Source organism: Oerskovia sp. 140933 (assembly GCF_059651515.1).
In genome coordinates this window covers 1-12,814 of record NZ_JAMXIO010000039.1, presented here as the reverse complement: position 1 = coordinate 12,814, position 12,814 = coordinate 1, and the positions used below count along the sequence as shown (strand labels likewise).

The 12,814-nt window shown below is 68.0% G+C and carries 18 protein-coding genes, 1 pseudogene and 1 riboswitch; of the genes and pseudogenes, 9 read left to right on the top strand and 10 right to left on the bottom strand.

Translation table 11 applies throughout. The annotated features are described in order from the left end of the window. Positions 1 to 10 precede the first annotated feature (10 nt). The 3 genes from efeO to NHG27_RS16485 form a co-directional block, all read right to left on the bottom strand. A complete protein-coding gene (gene efeO / locus NHG27_RS16495; protein WP_497017014.1) occupies positions 11 to 1,231 on the bottom strand; it encodes an iron uptake system protein EfeO in 1,221 nt (406 codons plus the stop codon). Next, positions 1,228 to 2,103 carry an iron uptake transporter permease EfeU gene (efeU, locus tag NHG27_RS16490; protein WP_193719338.1) on the bottom strand — a complete coding sequence of 292 codons (876 nt, stop codon included), beginning with the start codon at positions 2,101 to 2,103 and terminating at the stop codon, positions 1,228 to 1,230. Before efeU ends, efeO begins: the two co-directional genes overlap by 4 nt. A gap of 215 nt (positions 2,104 to 2,318) precedes the next feature. Continuing rightward, the gene (locus NHG27_RS16485) at positions 2,319 to 2,627 is read right to left on the bottom strand and encodes a methyltransferase domain-containing protein (RefSeq protein ID WP_193719337.1); all 309 of its coding nucleotides are present in this window, start codon (positions 2,625 to 2,627) and stop codon (positions 2,319 to 2,321) included. Positions 2,628 to 2,811: 184 nt separating this feature from the next. Between NHG27_RS16485 and NHG27_RS16480 the strand changes: the two genes are divergently transcribed. Both NHG27_RS16480 and NHG27_RS16475 read left to right on the top strand, forming a co-directional pair. Beyond that, on the top strand, positions 2,812 to 3,048 hold the full coding sequence (locus tag NHG27_RS16480; protein ID WP_043651912.1) for a ParB family protein: 237 nt from the start codon (positions 2,812 to 2,814) through the stop codon (positions 3,046 to 3,048). Between the two features lie 691 nt (positions 3,049 to 3,739). Further along, positions 3,740 to 4,534, top strand: a complete 795-nt coding sequence (locus tag NHG27_RS16475) for a hypothetical protein (RefSeq protein ID WP_193719336.1) — start codon at positions 3,740 to 3,742, stop codon at positions 4,532 to 4,534. Positions 4,535 to 4,969: 435 nt separating this feature from the next. On the opposite strand, the gene NHG27_RS16470 is transcribed toward NHG27_RS16475, so the two are convergent. From NHG27_RS16470 to NHG27_RS16460, 3 genes are all read right to left on the bottom strand, one after another. Beyond that, on the bottom strand, positions 4,970 to 5,785 hold the full coding sequence (locus NHG27_RS16470; protein WP_193719335.1) for an RES family NAD+ phosphorylase: 816 nt from the start codon (positions 5,783 to 5,785) through the stop codon (positions 4,970 to 4,972). Next, positions 5,782 to 6,150 (bottom strand): hypothetical protein, encoded by a 369-nt coding sequence (locus tag NHG27_RS16465; protein WP_193719334.1) that lies wholly within the window; start codon positions 6,148 to 6,150, stop codon positions 5,782 to 5,784. The genes NHG27_RS16470 and NHG27_RS16465 overlap by 4 nt, the downstream gene beginning before the upstream one ends. A gap of 187 nt (positions 6,151 to 6,337) precedes the next feature. Further along, positions 6,338 to 6,754 (bottom strand): hypothetical protein, encoded by a 417-nt coding sequence (locus NHG27_RS16460; RefSeq protein ID WP_193719333.1) that lies wholly within the window; start codon positions 6,752 to 6,754, stop codon positions 6,338 to 6,340. A gap of 100 nt (positions 6,755 to 6,854) precedes the next feature. Here NHG27_RS16460 and NHG27_RS16455 point away from each other — a divergent pair, with 100 nt between their 5' ends. Next, positions 6,855 to 7,118 carry a hypothetical protein gene (locus NHG27_RS16455; protein ID WP_193719332.1) on the top strand — a complete coding sequence of 88 codons (264 nt, stop codon included), beginning with the start codon at positions 6,855 to 6,857 and terminating at the stop codon, positions 7,116 to 7,118. Next, a complete protein-coding gene (locus NHG27_RS16450; RefSeq protein WP_193719331.1) occupies positions 7,108 to 7,323 on the top strand; it encodes a hypothetical protein in 216 nt (71 codons plus the stop codon). Before NHG27_RS16455 ends, NHG27_RS16450 begins: the two co-directional genes overlap by 11 nt. Before the next feature lie 326 nt (positions 7,324 to 7,649). On the opposite strand, the gene NHG27_RS16445 is transcribed toward NHG27_RS16450, so the two are convergent. Beyond that, positions 7,650 to 8,264, bottom strand: a complete 615-nt coding sequence (locus tag NHG27_RS16445; RefSeq protein WP_321575329.1) for a DUF1016 N-terminal domain-containing protein — start codon at positions 8,262 to 8,264, stop codon at positions 7,650 to 7,652. A gap of 480 nt (positions 8,265 to 8,744) precedes the next feature. On the opposite strand from NHG27_RS16445, the gene NHG27_RS16440 reads away from it, so the two are divergent. Next, positions 8,745 to 9,422, top strand: a complete 678-nt coding sequence (locus NHG27_RS16440) for a translation initiation factor IF-2 N-terminal domain-containing protein (protein WP_497017013.1) — start codon at positions 8,745 to 8,747, stop codon at positions 9,420 to 9,422. 207 nt (positions 9,423 to 9,629) lie between these two features. Then, complete coding sequence (locus tag NHG27_RS16435; protein WP_193719329.1) at positions 9,630 to 9,788, top strand: hypothetical protein; 159 nt, start codon at positions 9,630 to 9,632, stop codon at positions 9,786 to 9,788. A 69-nt stretch (positions 9,789 to 9,857) separates the two neighbouring features. Here the strand turns inward: NHG27_RS16435 and NHG27_RS16430 are convergent, their stop codons facing one another. Next, entirely contained in the window at positions 9,858 to 10,169 is a 312-nt protein-coding gene (locus NHG27_RS16430) for a hypothetical protein (RefSeq protein WP_193719328.1), read from the bottom strand. 291 nt (positions 10,170 to 10,460) lie between these two features. On the opposite strand from NHG27_RS16430, the gene NHG27_RS16425 reads away from it, so the two are divergent. Continuing rightward, positions 10,461 to 10,655 (top strand): antitoxin VbhA family protein, encoded by a 195-nt coding sequence (locus NHG27_RS16425; RefSeq protein ID WP_193719327.1) that lies wholly within the window; start codon positions 10,461 to 10,463, stop codon positions 10,653 to 10,655. Here NHG27_RS16425 and NHG27_RS16420 read toward each other — a convergent pair. Both NHG27_RS16420 and NHG27_RS16415 read right to left on the bottom strand, forming a co-directional pair. Continuing rightward, positions 10,598 to 11,020: a Fic family protein gene (locus NHG27_RS16420; RefSeq protein ID WP_193719326.1), complete on the bottom strand. Its 423-nt coding sequence runs from the start codon at positions 11,018 to 11,020 to the stop codon at positions 10,598 to 10,600. The genes NHG27_RS16425 and NHG27_RS16420 overlap by 58 nt on opposite strands. 415 nt (positions 11,021 to 11,435) lie before the next feature. Beyond that, positions 11,436 to 11,816: pseudogene (locus NHG27_RS16415) on the bottom strand (methyltransferase domain-containing protein); the annotation flags it as partial. Positions 11,817 to 11,957: 141 nt separating this feature from the next. Then, positions 11,958 to 12,023, top strand: a riboswitch (guanidine-III (ykkC-III) riboswitch). 13 nt (positions 12,024 to 12,036) lie between these two features. Between NHG27_RS16415 and NHG27_RS16410 the strand changes: the two are divergent. Both NHG27_RS16410 and NHG27_RS16405 read left to right on the top strand, forming a co-directional pair. Then, positions 12,037 to 12,351, top strand: coding sequence for a DMT family transporter (locus tag NHG27_RS16410; RefSeq protein ID WP_193719325.1), 315 nt, complete (start codon positions 12,037 to 12,039; stop codon positions 12,349 to 12,351). A 1-nt stretch (position 12,352) separates the two neighbouring features. After that, complete coding sequence (locus tag NHG27_RS16405; protein WP_193719324.1) at positions 12,353 to 12,724, top strand: DMT family transporter; 372 nt, start codon at positions 12,353 to 12,355, stop codon at positions 12,722 to 12,724. The last annotated feature ends 90 nt before the right edge of the window (positions 12,725 to 12,814 follow it).

Sequence of the window (12,814 nt, the reverse complement as noted above, 5' to 3'; positions counted from 1 at the left end):
GCGTCGGTCCTCAGAGCACCACGGCGGCGGTGAGCTGCGAGAGCGGCTCGCTCAGCGAGTCGACGGCCTGCGAGAGCGCCTTGACCTGCTCGGGCGTGAGGTCGGTGTAGAGCACGAACCCGTCGCCCTGCTTCTGCTCGTCGAGCAGGCCCTGAAGGGCCTGGAAGCGCTCGTCGAGCGTCGTGGCGAGCTCCTCGTCCTTGGCCGAGACCACGTCGCGCAGACCGTCGTAGGCGACCTTGGCGCCGTCGACGTTGGCCTGGAAGTCCCACAGGTCGGTGTGCGACCAGATCTCCTCCTCGCCCGTGACCTTGCCCGTCGCGACCTCGTCGAGCAGGCCCTTGGCGCCGTTGCCGATCGCGGGCGCGTCGATGCCGTCCGCGAACGACGCCTCGTGCGTGCGGTCGAAGAGCTCCTGGGTGTCGGCGAGGAGCTGGTCGGCGTACTGCGTGCGCTGCTCGGGGGTCAGGGCCACGTAGGTCTCGCCCCCGTTGGCCTCGGGTGCGGGCTGCCACAGGTCCTTCTCGAGCAGGTGCCAGCCGGTCCACTCCTGGCCCTCCTCGAGGTCGGCCTCGCGCAGGTCCATCTTGGGGTCGAGGTCGCCGAACGACTCGGCCACGGGCTCGATGCGCTCCCAGTGCACGCGCACGGGGGCGTAGAGGGCCTTGGCGGCCTCGTCGTCGCCCGCCTCGTAGGCGGCCACGAACTCCTGGGTGCCCTCGAGGAGCTGCTCGGTCTGGTCCTTGACGTACGCGACGTAGTTGGTCGAGGCCAGGGCGATCTGGTCGGCGACCGCCCCCGTGGGCTCGATGTCCTTGCCCGAGTCGGTCACGGTGAAGTCGGAGCGGATGCCGTCGCCGATCATGCCGGGCTTGCACGCGGTCACGTACTCGCCGGGCTTGGCCGTGAGCACCAGGTCGCGGCTGATGCCGGGGCCGATGTTCTCGACCTCGGACACGATCCGCAGGCCGTCCTCGGCGAGCAGGTAGAACTCGGTCACGTCGTCGCCCGTGTTGGTCACGGTGAAGACGATGTTGCCTGACGGCGCCTCGGCGGCCGAGAGCGTGCACGCGTCGGCCGACGAGTCGACCGTGAGCTTCGCGGAGCCGGCGGCCGAGCCGTCCGAGCCGGCGACGGCCGGGTCGTTGGGCGTGCACGCAGCGAGGAGCGGGACGAGAAGAGCGGCAGCGAGCAGCGGCGCTGCGGCGTGGGTGGCCCGTGAGCGGGTCATCGGTTTCCTCCGGGAGTCGTGACGGTGGTTGCCGGGGTGCTGGCCTGCGCGGGGGCACTGCTGCGAGGCGCGCTGAACCAGACGGTCCGGACGAAGAAGAACAGCGTGGGGACGAGGTAGAGCCACCAGGCGGCGAGCTCGAGCCAGGTGGTCGCGGGGGAGAAGTTGAAGACGCCCTTGAGGACCGTGCCGTACCAGCTCGACGGCGGGATCTGCGCGCTGACGTCGAACGCCAGGTCGTGCAGCCCGGGCAGGATGCCGGCCTCCTGGAGGTCGTGCACGCCGTAGGAGAGGACTCCTGCGGCGACCACGATCAGGAACATGCCGGTCCAGGCGAAGAAGACGCGCAGGTTGAGCCTGACGGCGCCCTTGTAGACGGCCCAGCCGAGCAGGACGGCCACGGCCAGCCCGAGCACGGCTCCGAGCAAGGGCTTGGTCGTGGTGCCCGTGGCCTGGGCTCCCGCCCACAGGAAGAGGGCGGTCTCGAGGCCCTCGCGCCCGACGGCGAGCAGCGCCATGACGACCACGGCCCACCTCCCGGCGGCGACGGCGTCGTCGAGCTTGTGCTGCAGGTCGGCCTTGAGGTGACGGGCGGTCCTGCCCATCCAGAAGATCATCCACGTGATGAGGCCGACCGCGACGATCGACAGCGTGCCGCCGATGGCCTCCTGGGCCTCGAAGGTCAGTCCTTGCGGCCCGTAGGTGAGGGCCGCGCCGAAGCCGATCGAGACGGTCACGGCGACGGCGACGCCGAGCCAGAGGAAGGGGAGCAGGTCGCGTCGCCCGGTCTTGACCAGGTAGGCGACGAGGATGCTGACGACGAGCGCTGCTTCGAGGCCTTCACGCAGGCCGATGAGGAAGTTGGCGAACACGGGAGTCCTTCGACGGGTGGCGGGGCAAGGAGCCCGGGAGCCGGAGGCCGGGGCGGCCGGTGGTCGTCGCGGTGGAGCCGAGGCCAATATGGAACACAGGTCCAAGTTTGGTGAGGCTTACCTTCCTCCGCGAGAACAGTACTCCTGCCGTCGCGGTGCCGGAACCGGTGCCCACGTGACCAGGCCCACACCCTGCGGCCGCGGGGCGGTCGTCGTCAGCCCCGCGGCCGGTCGACCACGACGACGAACAAGGTGACCGACGCGAAGAACGGCTGTGTCGCCAGGTGCTCGGTCCACCGTCCCTCCGCCCGCTCGCGCAGGTACCCGGCCTCGACGGCCCGGCGTGCGACGCGTGCGAGCCCGAGGACCTGGTCCGCCTCGCGCACGTCGCGGAACACCGCCGTCACCGGGACGACGCGATCGACCGCGAGGCCGCTGCGCTCGGCGAGCCCCGCGAGCCTGCGCCCGATCCGCCCGTTCCGGACCGCCCGTTCGCCCGGCAGCCAGAGCCCCATCCGGCTCACACCGAAAGTCGAAGCGGTCAGCACGCCCGCCACCCCGGTCACCCCCGCTCCGGCCCCGACGCCGGAACCGGCCCCCGAGCCAGCTGCGGCGCCCGCGGCTGCCGTGGCCAAGCCGGCTGCGCCCGTCAAGAAGCCGCGCGCCACGGCGACGCGTAGCAAGCCGGTCCGTTCGGTCACACCTGAGGTGCCGGTTGATGACGCGAAGATCGCCCGCACCTTCCTCATGCCGCGCACGCTCGTGAAGACCGCAGAGACCGCGGTGCTGCGCACCGGCGGGCTCCCCGGCGGCTACAAGTCCATGGCCGCACTCGTGAACGGGGCCCTCGCACGCGAGCTCGAACGCCTCGCGGGGGAGTTCAACGACGGCGAGCCCTTCCCGCCCAACGGCGCCGAGTTCCGCGTGGGACGGCCACTCGGCTAAGACCAAGGTGAGGAAGACGTCCCCAAGTACCGGCCGAACTAATCACACCGAACTCGAACCGCGGCCGCCCCAGGACGCCAGTCGGCGCCGCTGCGCTTCGACCCGCCCGCCCGCGAAATGCGCGGTTGTGCTACTTCGTCGCTGAGGTCGGCCGAGAGCCTAGCGAGGCCACCCGGGCACCTCAACCCACTCGCCGTGCTTGGAGGGACGGACCGAATGACGACGTGGGGGCATCATGACCAGCCAGCAAATCACGATCACCGTGTAGGCAAGCCGATTTGTGTGGCCTGTGACGCTAGCTACCGGGTGCTCGACAAGTGGGGGATTGCGTGCGCCGAGGCATCAGAATCGACGTCGCCGCGCTAGAGCAGGTAGCGCCCTTGGCTACCGCCAGGCCCGGGTCGTTGTCACGGGTGACGAGTCGTGAAGCGGTATCCGGCCCGGTCAGATCACCGCCCTCGCCAACCAAGGCAACATTCGATCCCAGTGCAATCGCCGATCCCCGTCAATATCCTCGGCACGAGACAAGGTGAATCGGTCCAGATTCTGCCGACGACCCGCTTTGGCTTGACGTGCCGTTGAGTGTGGTGTATCGTCCAGCCACCGAGGATGGGCGGGCCTAGGACAAGACCGATCGTTCCGCCTTCGGGCCAAGCAATGAGGCGTTGGTCGCACTCTTAAAGGGGGAGTCTTGAAGGCTGTCTATGTACGCCGGATCACGGTGCCTGCGGTGATCGCAGGGCTTGCGATGGCGGGTATTTCGACTGCAAGCGCGAGTGCCGGCGCCGATGAGCTGGCGGGTATCGAGGTTGTCGACCCGGACGAGTTGACCTGGGTCGGGACTGAGAATGCTGATGGTACGACTCGCGTGTATGACGACGCGGAGCGTCGATCGGTAAACGACGCGTTTCGGGTGGAGCAGGAGGCGTTGATCGGGCAGGAGATCCGTGCCACGGGGGCCGAGGTTGTTGAGCCTGAGGAGCTGACCTGGGTCGGTTCGATCGAGCCTGACGGCAGTATCCGCATGTACGACGATTCAGAGCGCGCAGCGGTGAACGACGCCTTCCAGAGTGAGCAGGCAGGGCTGATCGAGGCAGGATCTGCTGCGTTGCCAGATATAAGCACGATCTCGCCGTTTACGGCGTCCGTCTCTTGCAACAGTACGCGCTACAAGGTCGTCGCGCGGTACCCTGCTGAGGGTCCCGCGTGGCGCGGCTTCTGCTACTCCGGAGCCGGCACGATCAGCGTCGTCCCCATGCACACCGATGTCCTCGGAGTGTGTCCTGGCCCTCAGACGGGGCGGATCTACGCGCACTACGCTAATGGCAATAAGGCATGGTCCACGTGGCGCGGCGGATACCCGGACAACCTCTCGACCTGCTTCAATTTTTCGATCGCCACTAAGACTTACTCGCAAGTCTCGATCTGGGCGCCCAATGGTCCAAATCCGGTCTCGGTGAACCCGCTCTCACCCGTCGCGAAGTAGCTTCCAACAGTCCAAGTGGGCCACGAGCGCTAGAGGCGAAGAGGGGAGTGGGGCGCACCGTATGGTCCGCCCGACTTCCCTCTTCTCGCTAGGGGGCCACTGGTGATCTGTGGAACCTTCACGGTCCGCCGTGAGCGAGGAATTCGAGTTCGGCGTGCGCTCGTAATGCTTGGTCGACAGCAGACAAGGTAATCGCCGGGACGGCTGAACTGGCGACAAGGGCCACTATTCCTTGGATGTCGTGGCCAGTGGCGGTGAGCCAGGCGAGGATTGCGGTGATGGCGATGAGTGTGGTGCAGACCGCGCGGTCGTCGAGATGCGGGCTTAGCCCTAGGTGTGAGCCATGCGCTGACGGTAGCGAACCCCCCAGCGGTGTGACGCCGCACGGGTGCCTGAACCTATGAATCTCCGCGGGAGATTCATAGGTTCGGGTACTCAGTAGGCCAGGCGGCCGTCGAGGATCGGCAGGCCCCACTCCTCACAGACCTTCCGGAATGCGGGGGTGTCGACGTTGTCGCTCTCGCCGGCCATGCGGGGGCCGGTGTCGCTCGGCATCAGGTCGTCGTCCTCGCGGCGGTTCCACCAGGCGAGGCAGCGGCCGTACGCCGTCTTGGACGGGAAGGAGATCCCGAGCGGCAGGGAGCCGTCGTCGAGGACGAGGTCGCGCACGCACTGGGCGAGGAGGGTCGTCGCGGCCCGGTTCTCGCCGGTCGCAGCGCTCAAGGTGAGCAGGGGCACCCCGGCGGCCGCGAGCTCGGCCGCGAGGGCGTCATGGAGGGCGTTGAGCGTCGCGGGGTGGTCGATCTGCACCCACCACCCTTCGAGGGGGAGACGGATGTACAGCAGGGACCGGCCGCGCTGCCAGTCACCGCCGACGGCCCACGGCGTGTCCCTGTCGCCCGCGACGGCGTCGCTCGTGACGTCGCGGATGAACTCGTCGACGTCCTGCCCGGCGGCCTGGGCATCAGCGACGAGCGCCTGACGGTTCAGGCGAAAGCCTTGCAGCGTCTCCGCGAAGCAGACCTCCGGGGTGTCGCCGAAGTAGACCGTGCGCCCGACCGTGTCGAACCGGCCGCGGCTCTCGATCTCGCCGTCGGGCAGCGAGCCGACGACCTTGTTGACGGGGGAGGAGAGCGGCCCCGAGCGGAACGTGTACTTGTCCTGGGCCACGCGGTACACGAGCGCACCGTCGGCAGGCACGAGGCGCACACCCGTCTTGGCGCAGGTGCGCGCCCCGGGCACTTCGATCACGCGGCGACGTCGTTCACGAACGCCTCGGCGGCGCCGAGCACCTCGACGGCACGCAGCTCGCGGATGCAGGTGACCGGGGTGACCTCTCCCAGGCGAGGGTTCGCCCCGAGCATCCACGCGCTGGCGATGTTCTTGCCCTCGGCGTCGTCGAGCGTCTTCCAGACGCGGTAGCCGAGGCGCAGGCGGTCGACCTTGTCCTGGCTGGGCTTCGTGCCCTCGACCCACTTCTTCGGGAGCGAGCGCGAGCCCGCGCCGGACAGGGCGGCGACGGTCGAGGGGCCGAGGTTGTCGATGAGCACCTGCACGAGGTCGGGCAGGTCCAGACGGATCGCTTCGGCGTGCGTGGTGACTGTGCGGGAGGACATGCTTCCACTATGTGACCTGGGGCAGAGAATTTCAACTTTCTGCTACCAATATTGAACGGATACTCGCCCAATCTCGATCATAGATGCCTGGGACGCAGGTCAGGGCGCCAGGCGAAGGTACGTCAGGGGAGCGGGCGCGCCGAAGCCCCGCCCACCGCCGTGGACGGGGCTTCGACGTCGACAACCTTCAGGCAGTCGCGGGGACCAGGTTCGGGTCGGCGATCCACTTCGTGACGTGGGTTCCTACAGGGACGACGGTGCCCGGTGCGGGGTCGAGCTCGACGATGTCCCACAAGGTCTCGCCAGGCTTCGGTGCGCGTGTGGCGTTCACGAAGAACAGCTTGCCGCGGTACGGAGCGCCGTCAACGCTCTCGTCGACCTCGTGGAACTTGCCGATCCAGTCCGGCACGGCGACGGTCTCGCCCGGCGTCCCGGGAGTGGTCGACGCCGGCGCCTGGTCGACGCGCTGCCATGAATCGCTGGCGACGATGGTCACGATCGTGCCGCCCTTTTCGAAGTGCAGATTGTTCTGCCCGTCGATCAGGCAGATGCTCGCATCGATCTGAGACGTCGAGCCGTCGGTCAGGGTCAGGGTGTAGGGCATGGGGCAGTCCTCCTGTGGTTGATGAGCCTGCATCGTGCCCGATCGTGAGCACGGTGTCACTCACCCCCTTGTCGTCGTGCTACGTGGGATGCTTCCGGCCATGACCACTTATCAGTACGGGTACATCCTCCTACGGGAGCGTCTTGGGCAGGCCACCTTGGAGGACGATTGGCGGGTGGAGGACGCGCGCAATCGCATCCCGCGCTCGGTGCGCGAGTCGGCGCCGCTGGTCGAGATCCTGAGCCGGTTCGGCGAGCAGGGCTGGCAGGTCGCGGCCGCGCCGGCGCCCCGGGTGTCCGTGGACGAGCACGGCGACACCCTGACGCAGTACTTCCTCGTGAAGGAGACGCGCGATGCTGCGTAGCACCTGGGTGTCGTTCTACGGGATCGGCGCCACCTTCCTCACCTCGCTCGGGGCCCTCGCGGCGCACCTGCTGGGCATGGAGTCCGCGTGGTGGATGCCAGTCACCGTCGTCACGCTCGCCCTGCTGCTGACCTCGTTCGTGCTCCTGGGCGTGGCCTCGGTCCTGCGTCGTCGTGAGGACCGTCAGCGGGCGGTAGGAGCATGAACGACGAGGCCGACCGCGCCTGGACCTCACTGCACCCAACGGAACGCGGTCGCCACGGGTGAACGTCGCGGTTCACGAGTTCTTGTAAGCCCGCATCAAGCCCTTGGCCCCCACCCGAGGCGTCAAGACCAGCGCGATCGTGCGCGAGGCCCTGGACGCCTACGACCAAACCAGTTGCGAGATCCCTCGCTGGCGAATCGCACCGCCGCCCAACACGATCTCCGGTCCAAGATCGGCCTGGGATCGTCGAACAAGTGCTCGACCAGGATGGTGTGATGGGTTCCCGTCGACGGCCGTCGGCCGGCGGATGGCCAGCCGGAATCGAGTCAGTCCCGCTGCGCGACGGCGCCGAGGAGGCGGGGCGCACCGCCTAGAGGGCGAGGCGATCTCCTGGAGCTTGTCCATGAGGCCCTGCTCGACGTCGCGTTCGTGGACGCGGTCGCTAAGTCCCAGGTGGTCGAAGACGTAGGGTCACGGACGAGCTGTTGCGCGACCTCGGAGTCGGCGGGCACCAGGTGCTCGACGAAGTTCGACGGCGCCGCGCCGATGCGCCGGTGGACGTGCGAGGCGATCTGGTTCTCCAGGACGGCCCGGGACCAGCCGTGCTCGGCCGCCTGGGCTGCGTACCACTCCCGCAGCTCTGTCTCGCTAAGCCGGTCGAGAAGCACCGTCACGTGACCCCACGGCAATTGTCCAACAGCCTGTTGGACAAACGACTGCTTGCTCGGCCAGACCTCCGCGACCCGGCGCATGTACATCAAGTTCGTACGCGACCAGCCCCGCTGGTCGGGGAACTCCGCCCGCAGGTCCGCCGCGAGCCGGCCGACGACCTTCGTGCCCCAGCCCGCGGCCTCCTGGCGATCGAGGATGTCGCGGTCGATCGACCAGTACAGCCGCATCAGCTCGATGTTCGCCGCCCGGGCCGCCCGCACCCGGCTCACCCGTGTTCCTTGAGCCGCGACAGCAGCTCGCCATACCCGTCCGGCTCGACCTCGTTCGCGCTCATCACGCCATCATCACAGGTCGCAACAACACTCCGGCCAGGCCGTGCCGGGCAGTGACGGTTTGGCCTCGAACGTACCCGACTGCGGCTTCCAACACTGACTCGGGTGATGAGAACGCGCTACCGTGCTGTGCAACGGTTACGGGTCATCTTCATGCCCAAGTCCACGAACACCGACGACCTCCCCTTCGCGGTCGCTGCCTGCAAGTTCCCCGCGCTGCGAATCAGAGCGCGAGCCCGCAGTCACTTGCGGTGAGCCAGATTTTTCGTGTAACGTCACGCCCTGTGGGTACTAACACGCCCTAGACCAGAAAGCTCCGAGATTGCCTCGGAGCTTTTTTGTTGCCATCACAAGGCTAAGAACGCGTTCACGCGTAGTTGACCGCCACCCCTATCGCGACAGTGTCACACTTGGACCATGGCACGTGTGCGCGTGTATGAACTCGCGCGAGAGCTTGGCGTCAGCGCCAGCCAGGTTCTCGCCTCGGCGAAGCAACTCGGAGCTTCTCCGCGCTCGGCGTCATCTCCCCTCGAGCCAGACGAGGTTCGCCGACTGCGCGAGACCTTCGGGATGAGAGGCACGGACCCACGCCCTTCACTGCGCAACCGTGGCCCCAATCCGTTCGAGCCTCCTTCGGGCGTCCGACCGCCCCCCAGACCTGGGAGACCGTACGACGATGACCCGTGGCACGAAGTGCCCTCACAGGATGACGAGCTGACCGCGAAGCAGGCATCGCATGAACTAGGCGTCTCCGCAGGAGCCGTGCGCCAGTGGGTCCATCGCGGGTATCTCAGGGCCGTGGGAGTTCGCGGCCGGGCGCACCTCTACCGACGAGGAGACCTCAAGAGTGCACGGCGCGAGGCGGAGCGGAACACCCGGCAGCCTCCAGCACCTTTCCTGGTCCGACCTGCCCTGACGCGACGGTCAGTATCGACCGCCGAGGCGGCCTCTCTCGCCGGGGTCCTACCGTCGACTATCCGAGTCTGGGTCCACCGCGGCCTGCTTCGCCCGCTCGAAGCCCCAGGGCACGCCCACAGATTCGACCCCATGCAAGTCCTGCGCGTCGCACGCCGCCACCCTCGACGCGGCGGCTGAGCAACCCAGCGCCCGCGATCGAAGATCCTTTACGCCCGGCCTCCAGCGCCGGGCTTTGTCGTATCCAGATGCGGTAGCTGACGAACATCGGCGCGCAACGCTCGGGCCCCACACGTGCCACTTCTTCTGTGCCCCCAGATTTCCGCAGCATCTGCGCTGCGGTCACGCCCAGCCCTTAGCTGGGTCCCACCAGAGAAAGGTTGCGCTATGGACGTCATCTCCGCGCCTGCGGTGATCCTGTCTGCGACTACCGCTCTGCTCTATGCGGCCACGTCCTTCGTGGTCCGTGTGCTGCCCCTGGTCTCGGATCGTGCAAACGAGCGCGCAGTCCGACTCGCCAAGGCGCAGCGTCCGCAGAGCAAGTAGCAAACGCACCTCTACTGATGGGTAGGGAGAAGTCTGCCCAAAATCAGGCCGATAATAGCGGTTATGTCACTATTGTCCGCCGTTGCGGTGGTACAGGAAGTCGATCCGGGATGCGACGCGCAGCAGTCCCCTGACGGCCAGGACGAGCCCGGCGAGCGTGATGAGGCCTCCGATGAGGATCAGCGGCCCGGAGCCGCTGTCGGTCGCGTACGGGTTCATCGCGGCGCTGAGCTGGGACTGGCGTCCGGCGTTGTAGAGGATCTGCCCCACGATGAGGGCGACGACGCCCCACTGGATCAGCCCGGTCGACGACGGCGGGGGCTTCGGAGCCGCCGGACGCTTGGTGGGAATCGGCGGAATTGCAGGCTTCTCGGCGGTCATGCGAGGAGTGTACCGGCGCGCTCCGCCCGGTTCTGACCCGTCTGCCGTGCCCCCATGAGCGGATTCCCGGTGTCAGTTCGGGCGACACGCGCGCTCTGGGTCGACGGCGGCACCGACGACATCCGCCCCGCCAGGTACGACCAGACGACCGACACCCAGCTCGGTCACACTTCGCTGCGACCTCCCGCACCCTGAGCGCTCGGAGCCCAGCGGGGCGCCTTCTTGCTGCCCCCTGAGACCTGCCCCGATACAATTTCCCTAGGAAGACCAACAGAAATGAGGGGTCCGACCATGACCGTCACGCCCCACCATGACCTGAACCAAGGCATGACCCGTGAGCGCCGTCGAGACCTGGCCATCGACACGATGGCTTCGTGGGCCATGGAAGGCATGGAGCCCGACGAGCGCTCACTGGACTCGATCCGCGGCTACGTTGACGGCAAGCTGACCATCGCAGATCTGCTCGAACGGGCAAGGGCGCGGTGACCGGGCCGAAGGGGTTCGTCGATCCGTACACCTACCCGGGCTGCGTCGACCACGAAGGTCTCATCGTCGACCTTCGGGTCGAGCAACCGGGTCCGATGCAGCCAGCCGAAGGTGTCTTCGGCCGCCGTGGGGATGTACCGCGCGTGATGGAACGCGGATCCGTTCTTGCTGATCTCGACCGTGCGCACCTGTCCGGCCCAGTCGTAGACGTCCTGGAACAGACGGCGGTGCGTCTCCTTCAGGCGCTCGAAGTCGAACGGGCCGGTGATCGGAACGAGTTCGAACTCTTCGCGCCGGGCGAAGGTGAAGTCGTACTCGACAGTGTCGAGCTCGCTCTGCTCGGTCTTGCCGAGGAGGTTCCGCAAGACCGTCGACGACCAGTTCGTCGACGCCAGGTTCGCCCACCAGAAGCACCGCGACGTGCCCGGGGACGACTACCCAGGAGGCATCCCGGACCTGGCTGACGCGCTCTCGCCCCTCATCTCCCCTGGGGCCGCCCCGGAGGCCGCCCTGCGTCGAGGGGAGGCCGCACGAGGGGCGACGGTCGCGCAGCGCATCGCCGACCGCCACGCTCGCTTCCCCGAGCTGCGCGACCTGCACCTGCGTACCGGGGGCTCGGCACCGACCGTGACGTCCGGGCCAGACTTCTCGTTGAACGATCACGACGACGAAGCGCGCGTAGGCGTCGGTCGTCGCGGCATCGGGGCCGTCGACGACCAGGGTCCCCCAGTCCGGTTCGGCGAGCACCGCCCGGCCGCCGGGTCGCAGCACCCGGTGGATCTCGGCGAGGACCTGGGCGGGGTCGGCGACGTGCTGGAGCACCCGGTCGGTGTGTACGCGGTCGATGCTCCGGTCCCCGAGGGCCAGGTGGTGGACGTCGGCCTCCTGCACCCGCACCTGTTCCAGCTCGCGCGTCAGTGCACGGGCCTGCGCGAGGGCGTCGGGGTCGTGGTCGAGCCCGAGGACGGAGCCGGTCGGGCCGACGGCTCCGGCGTACGCCGCCAGGTCGGCGCCTGGCCCGCAGCCGAGGTCGAGCACGTCGAGCCCGGCGTGGAGGTCGAGCTCGCGCGTCGCGAGCGCCTTGTAGCCCCGGCCCAGGTCGGAGGCTGCGAGGCGCACCAGGTAGTCGTCGGGCGGGGTGAGCTCGAAGAGAGTCGGCATCCGTCGATCCTGGATGCCGGTCGCCGGGCGAGGGTGAGGCCGGTCGGGAGCGCCGGGGAAGATCGTGTGAAGGCGGGGCGGTGGGGTGGTCGGGGGCGACGCCGTGCTCTGGCGGTCCGGACGTGATGTAGGTACGCTTGTGCAGGTTCCTCGGACGAGGAACAGCGGACGAGGGAGCAGTACCCGCACGGACAAGACTGACTCAGAGGGGTTACTTGTCATGGCTTGGGTTGTCCTCGTCCTCTCCGGGATGCTGGAGGCCGTCTGGGCGACGGCACTGTCCGCATCCGAGAACTTCACCCGCAGACGGCCCACGGTCGTCTTCCTCCTGTCGCTGACGCTGAGCATGGTCGGTCTCGCCTGGGCGATGACCACCCTGCCCACCGGCACCGCCTACGCGGTGTGGGTCGGCATCGGCGCCACCCTCACGGTCGTCTGGGGATTCATCACCGGCTCCGAGACCTTCACCTGGCTGCGCGGGCTGCTCCTGGTCCTGCTCGTCGGCTCCGTGGTCGGCCTCAAGGTGGTGAGCTGACGTGCCGTGGATCGTCCTGCTCGTCAGCGCAGTCTTCGAGGCCGTCTGGGCCACCGCCCTCGGTCAGTCCGACGGTCTCTCGAAGCTCGCCCCGTCGATCGTCTTCTTCGTCGCTCTCGCCCTCAGCATGGGCGGGCTCGGCTGGGCCGTGAAGCACATCCCGATCGGCACCGCCTACGCGGTGTGGGTCGGCGTCGGCGCGGCCCTGACCGTGTCCTACGCGATCTGGACGGGCGACGAGTCCGCCTCGGTCGGCAAGGTCGTGTTCATCGCGGGCATCATCGCCGCGGTCGTGGGTCTCAAGCTCGTCCCGCACGGACCCGCGAAGAAGCCCGCGTCGGCTGACCCCTCGGGGGCTCAGGTCGACGGCTAGGTGTACTGACCCGTTGCGTTGTTGATTCGGTCGATGGGTCGTAGGCCGCCGATGCCGAGGTGGGGTCGTTCCAGGTTGTAGTGGTTGAGC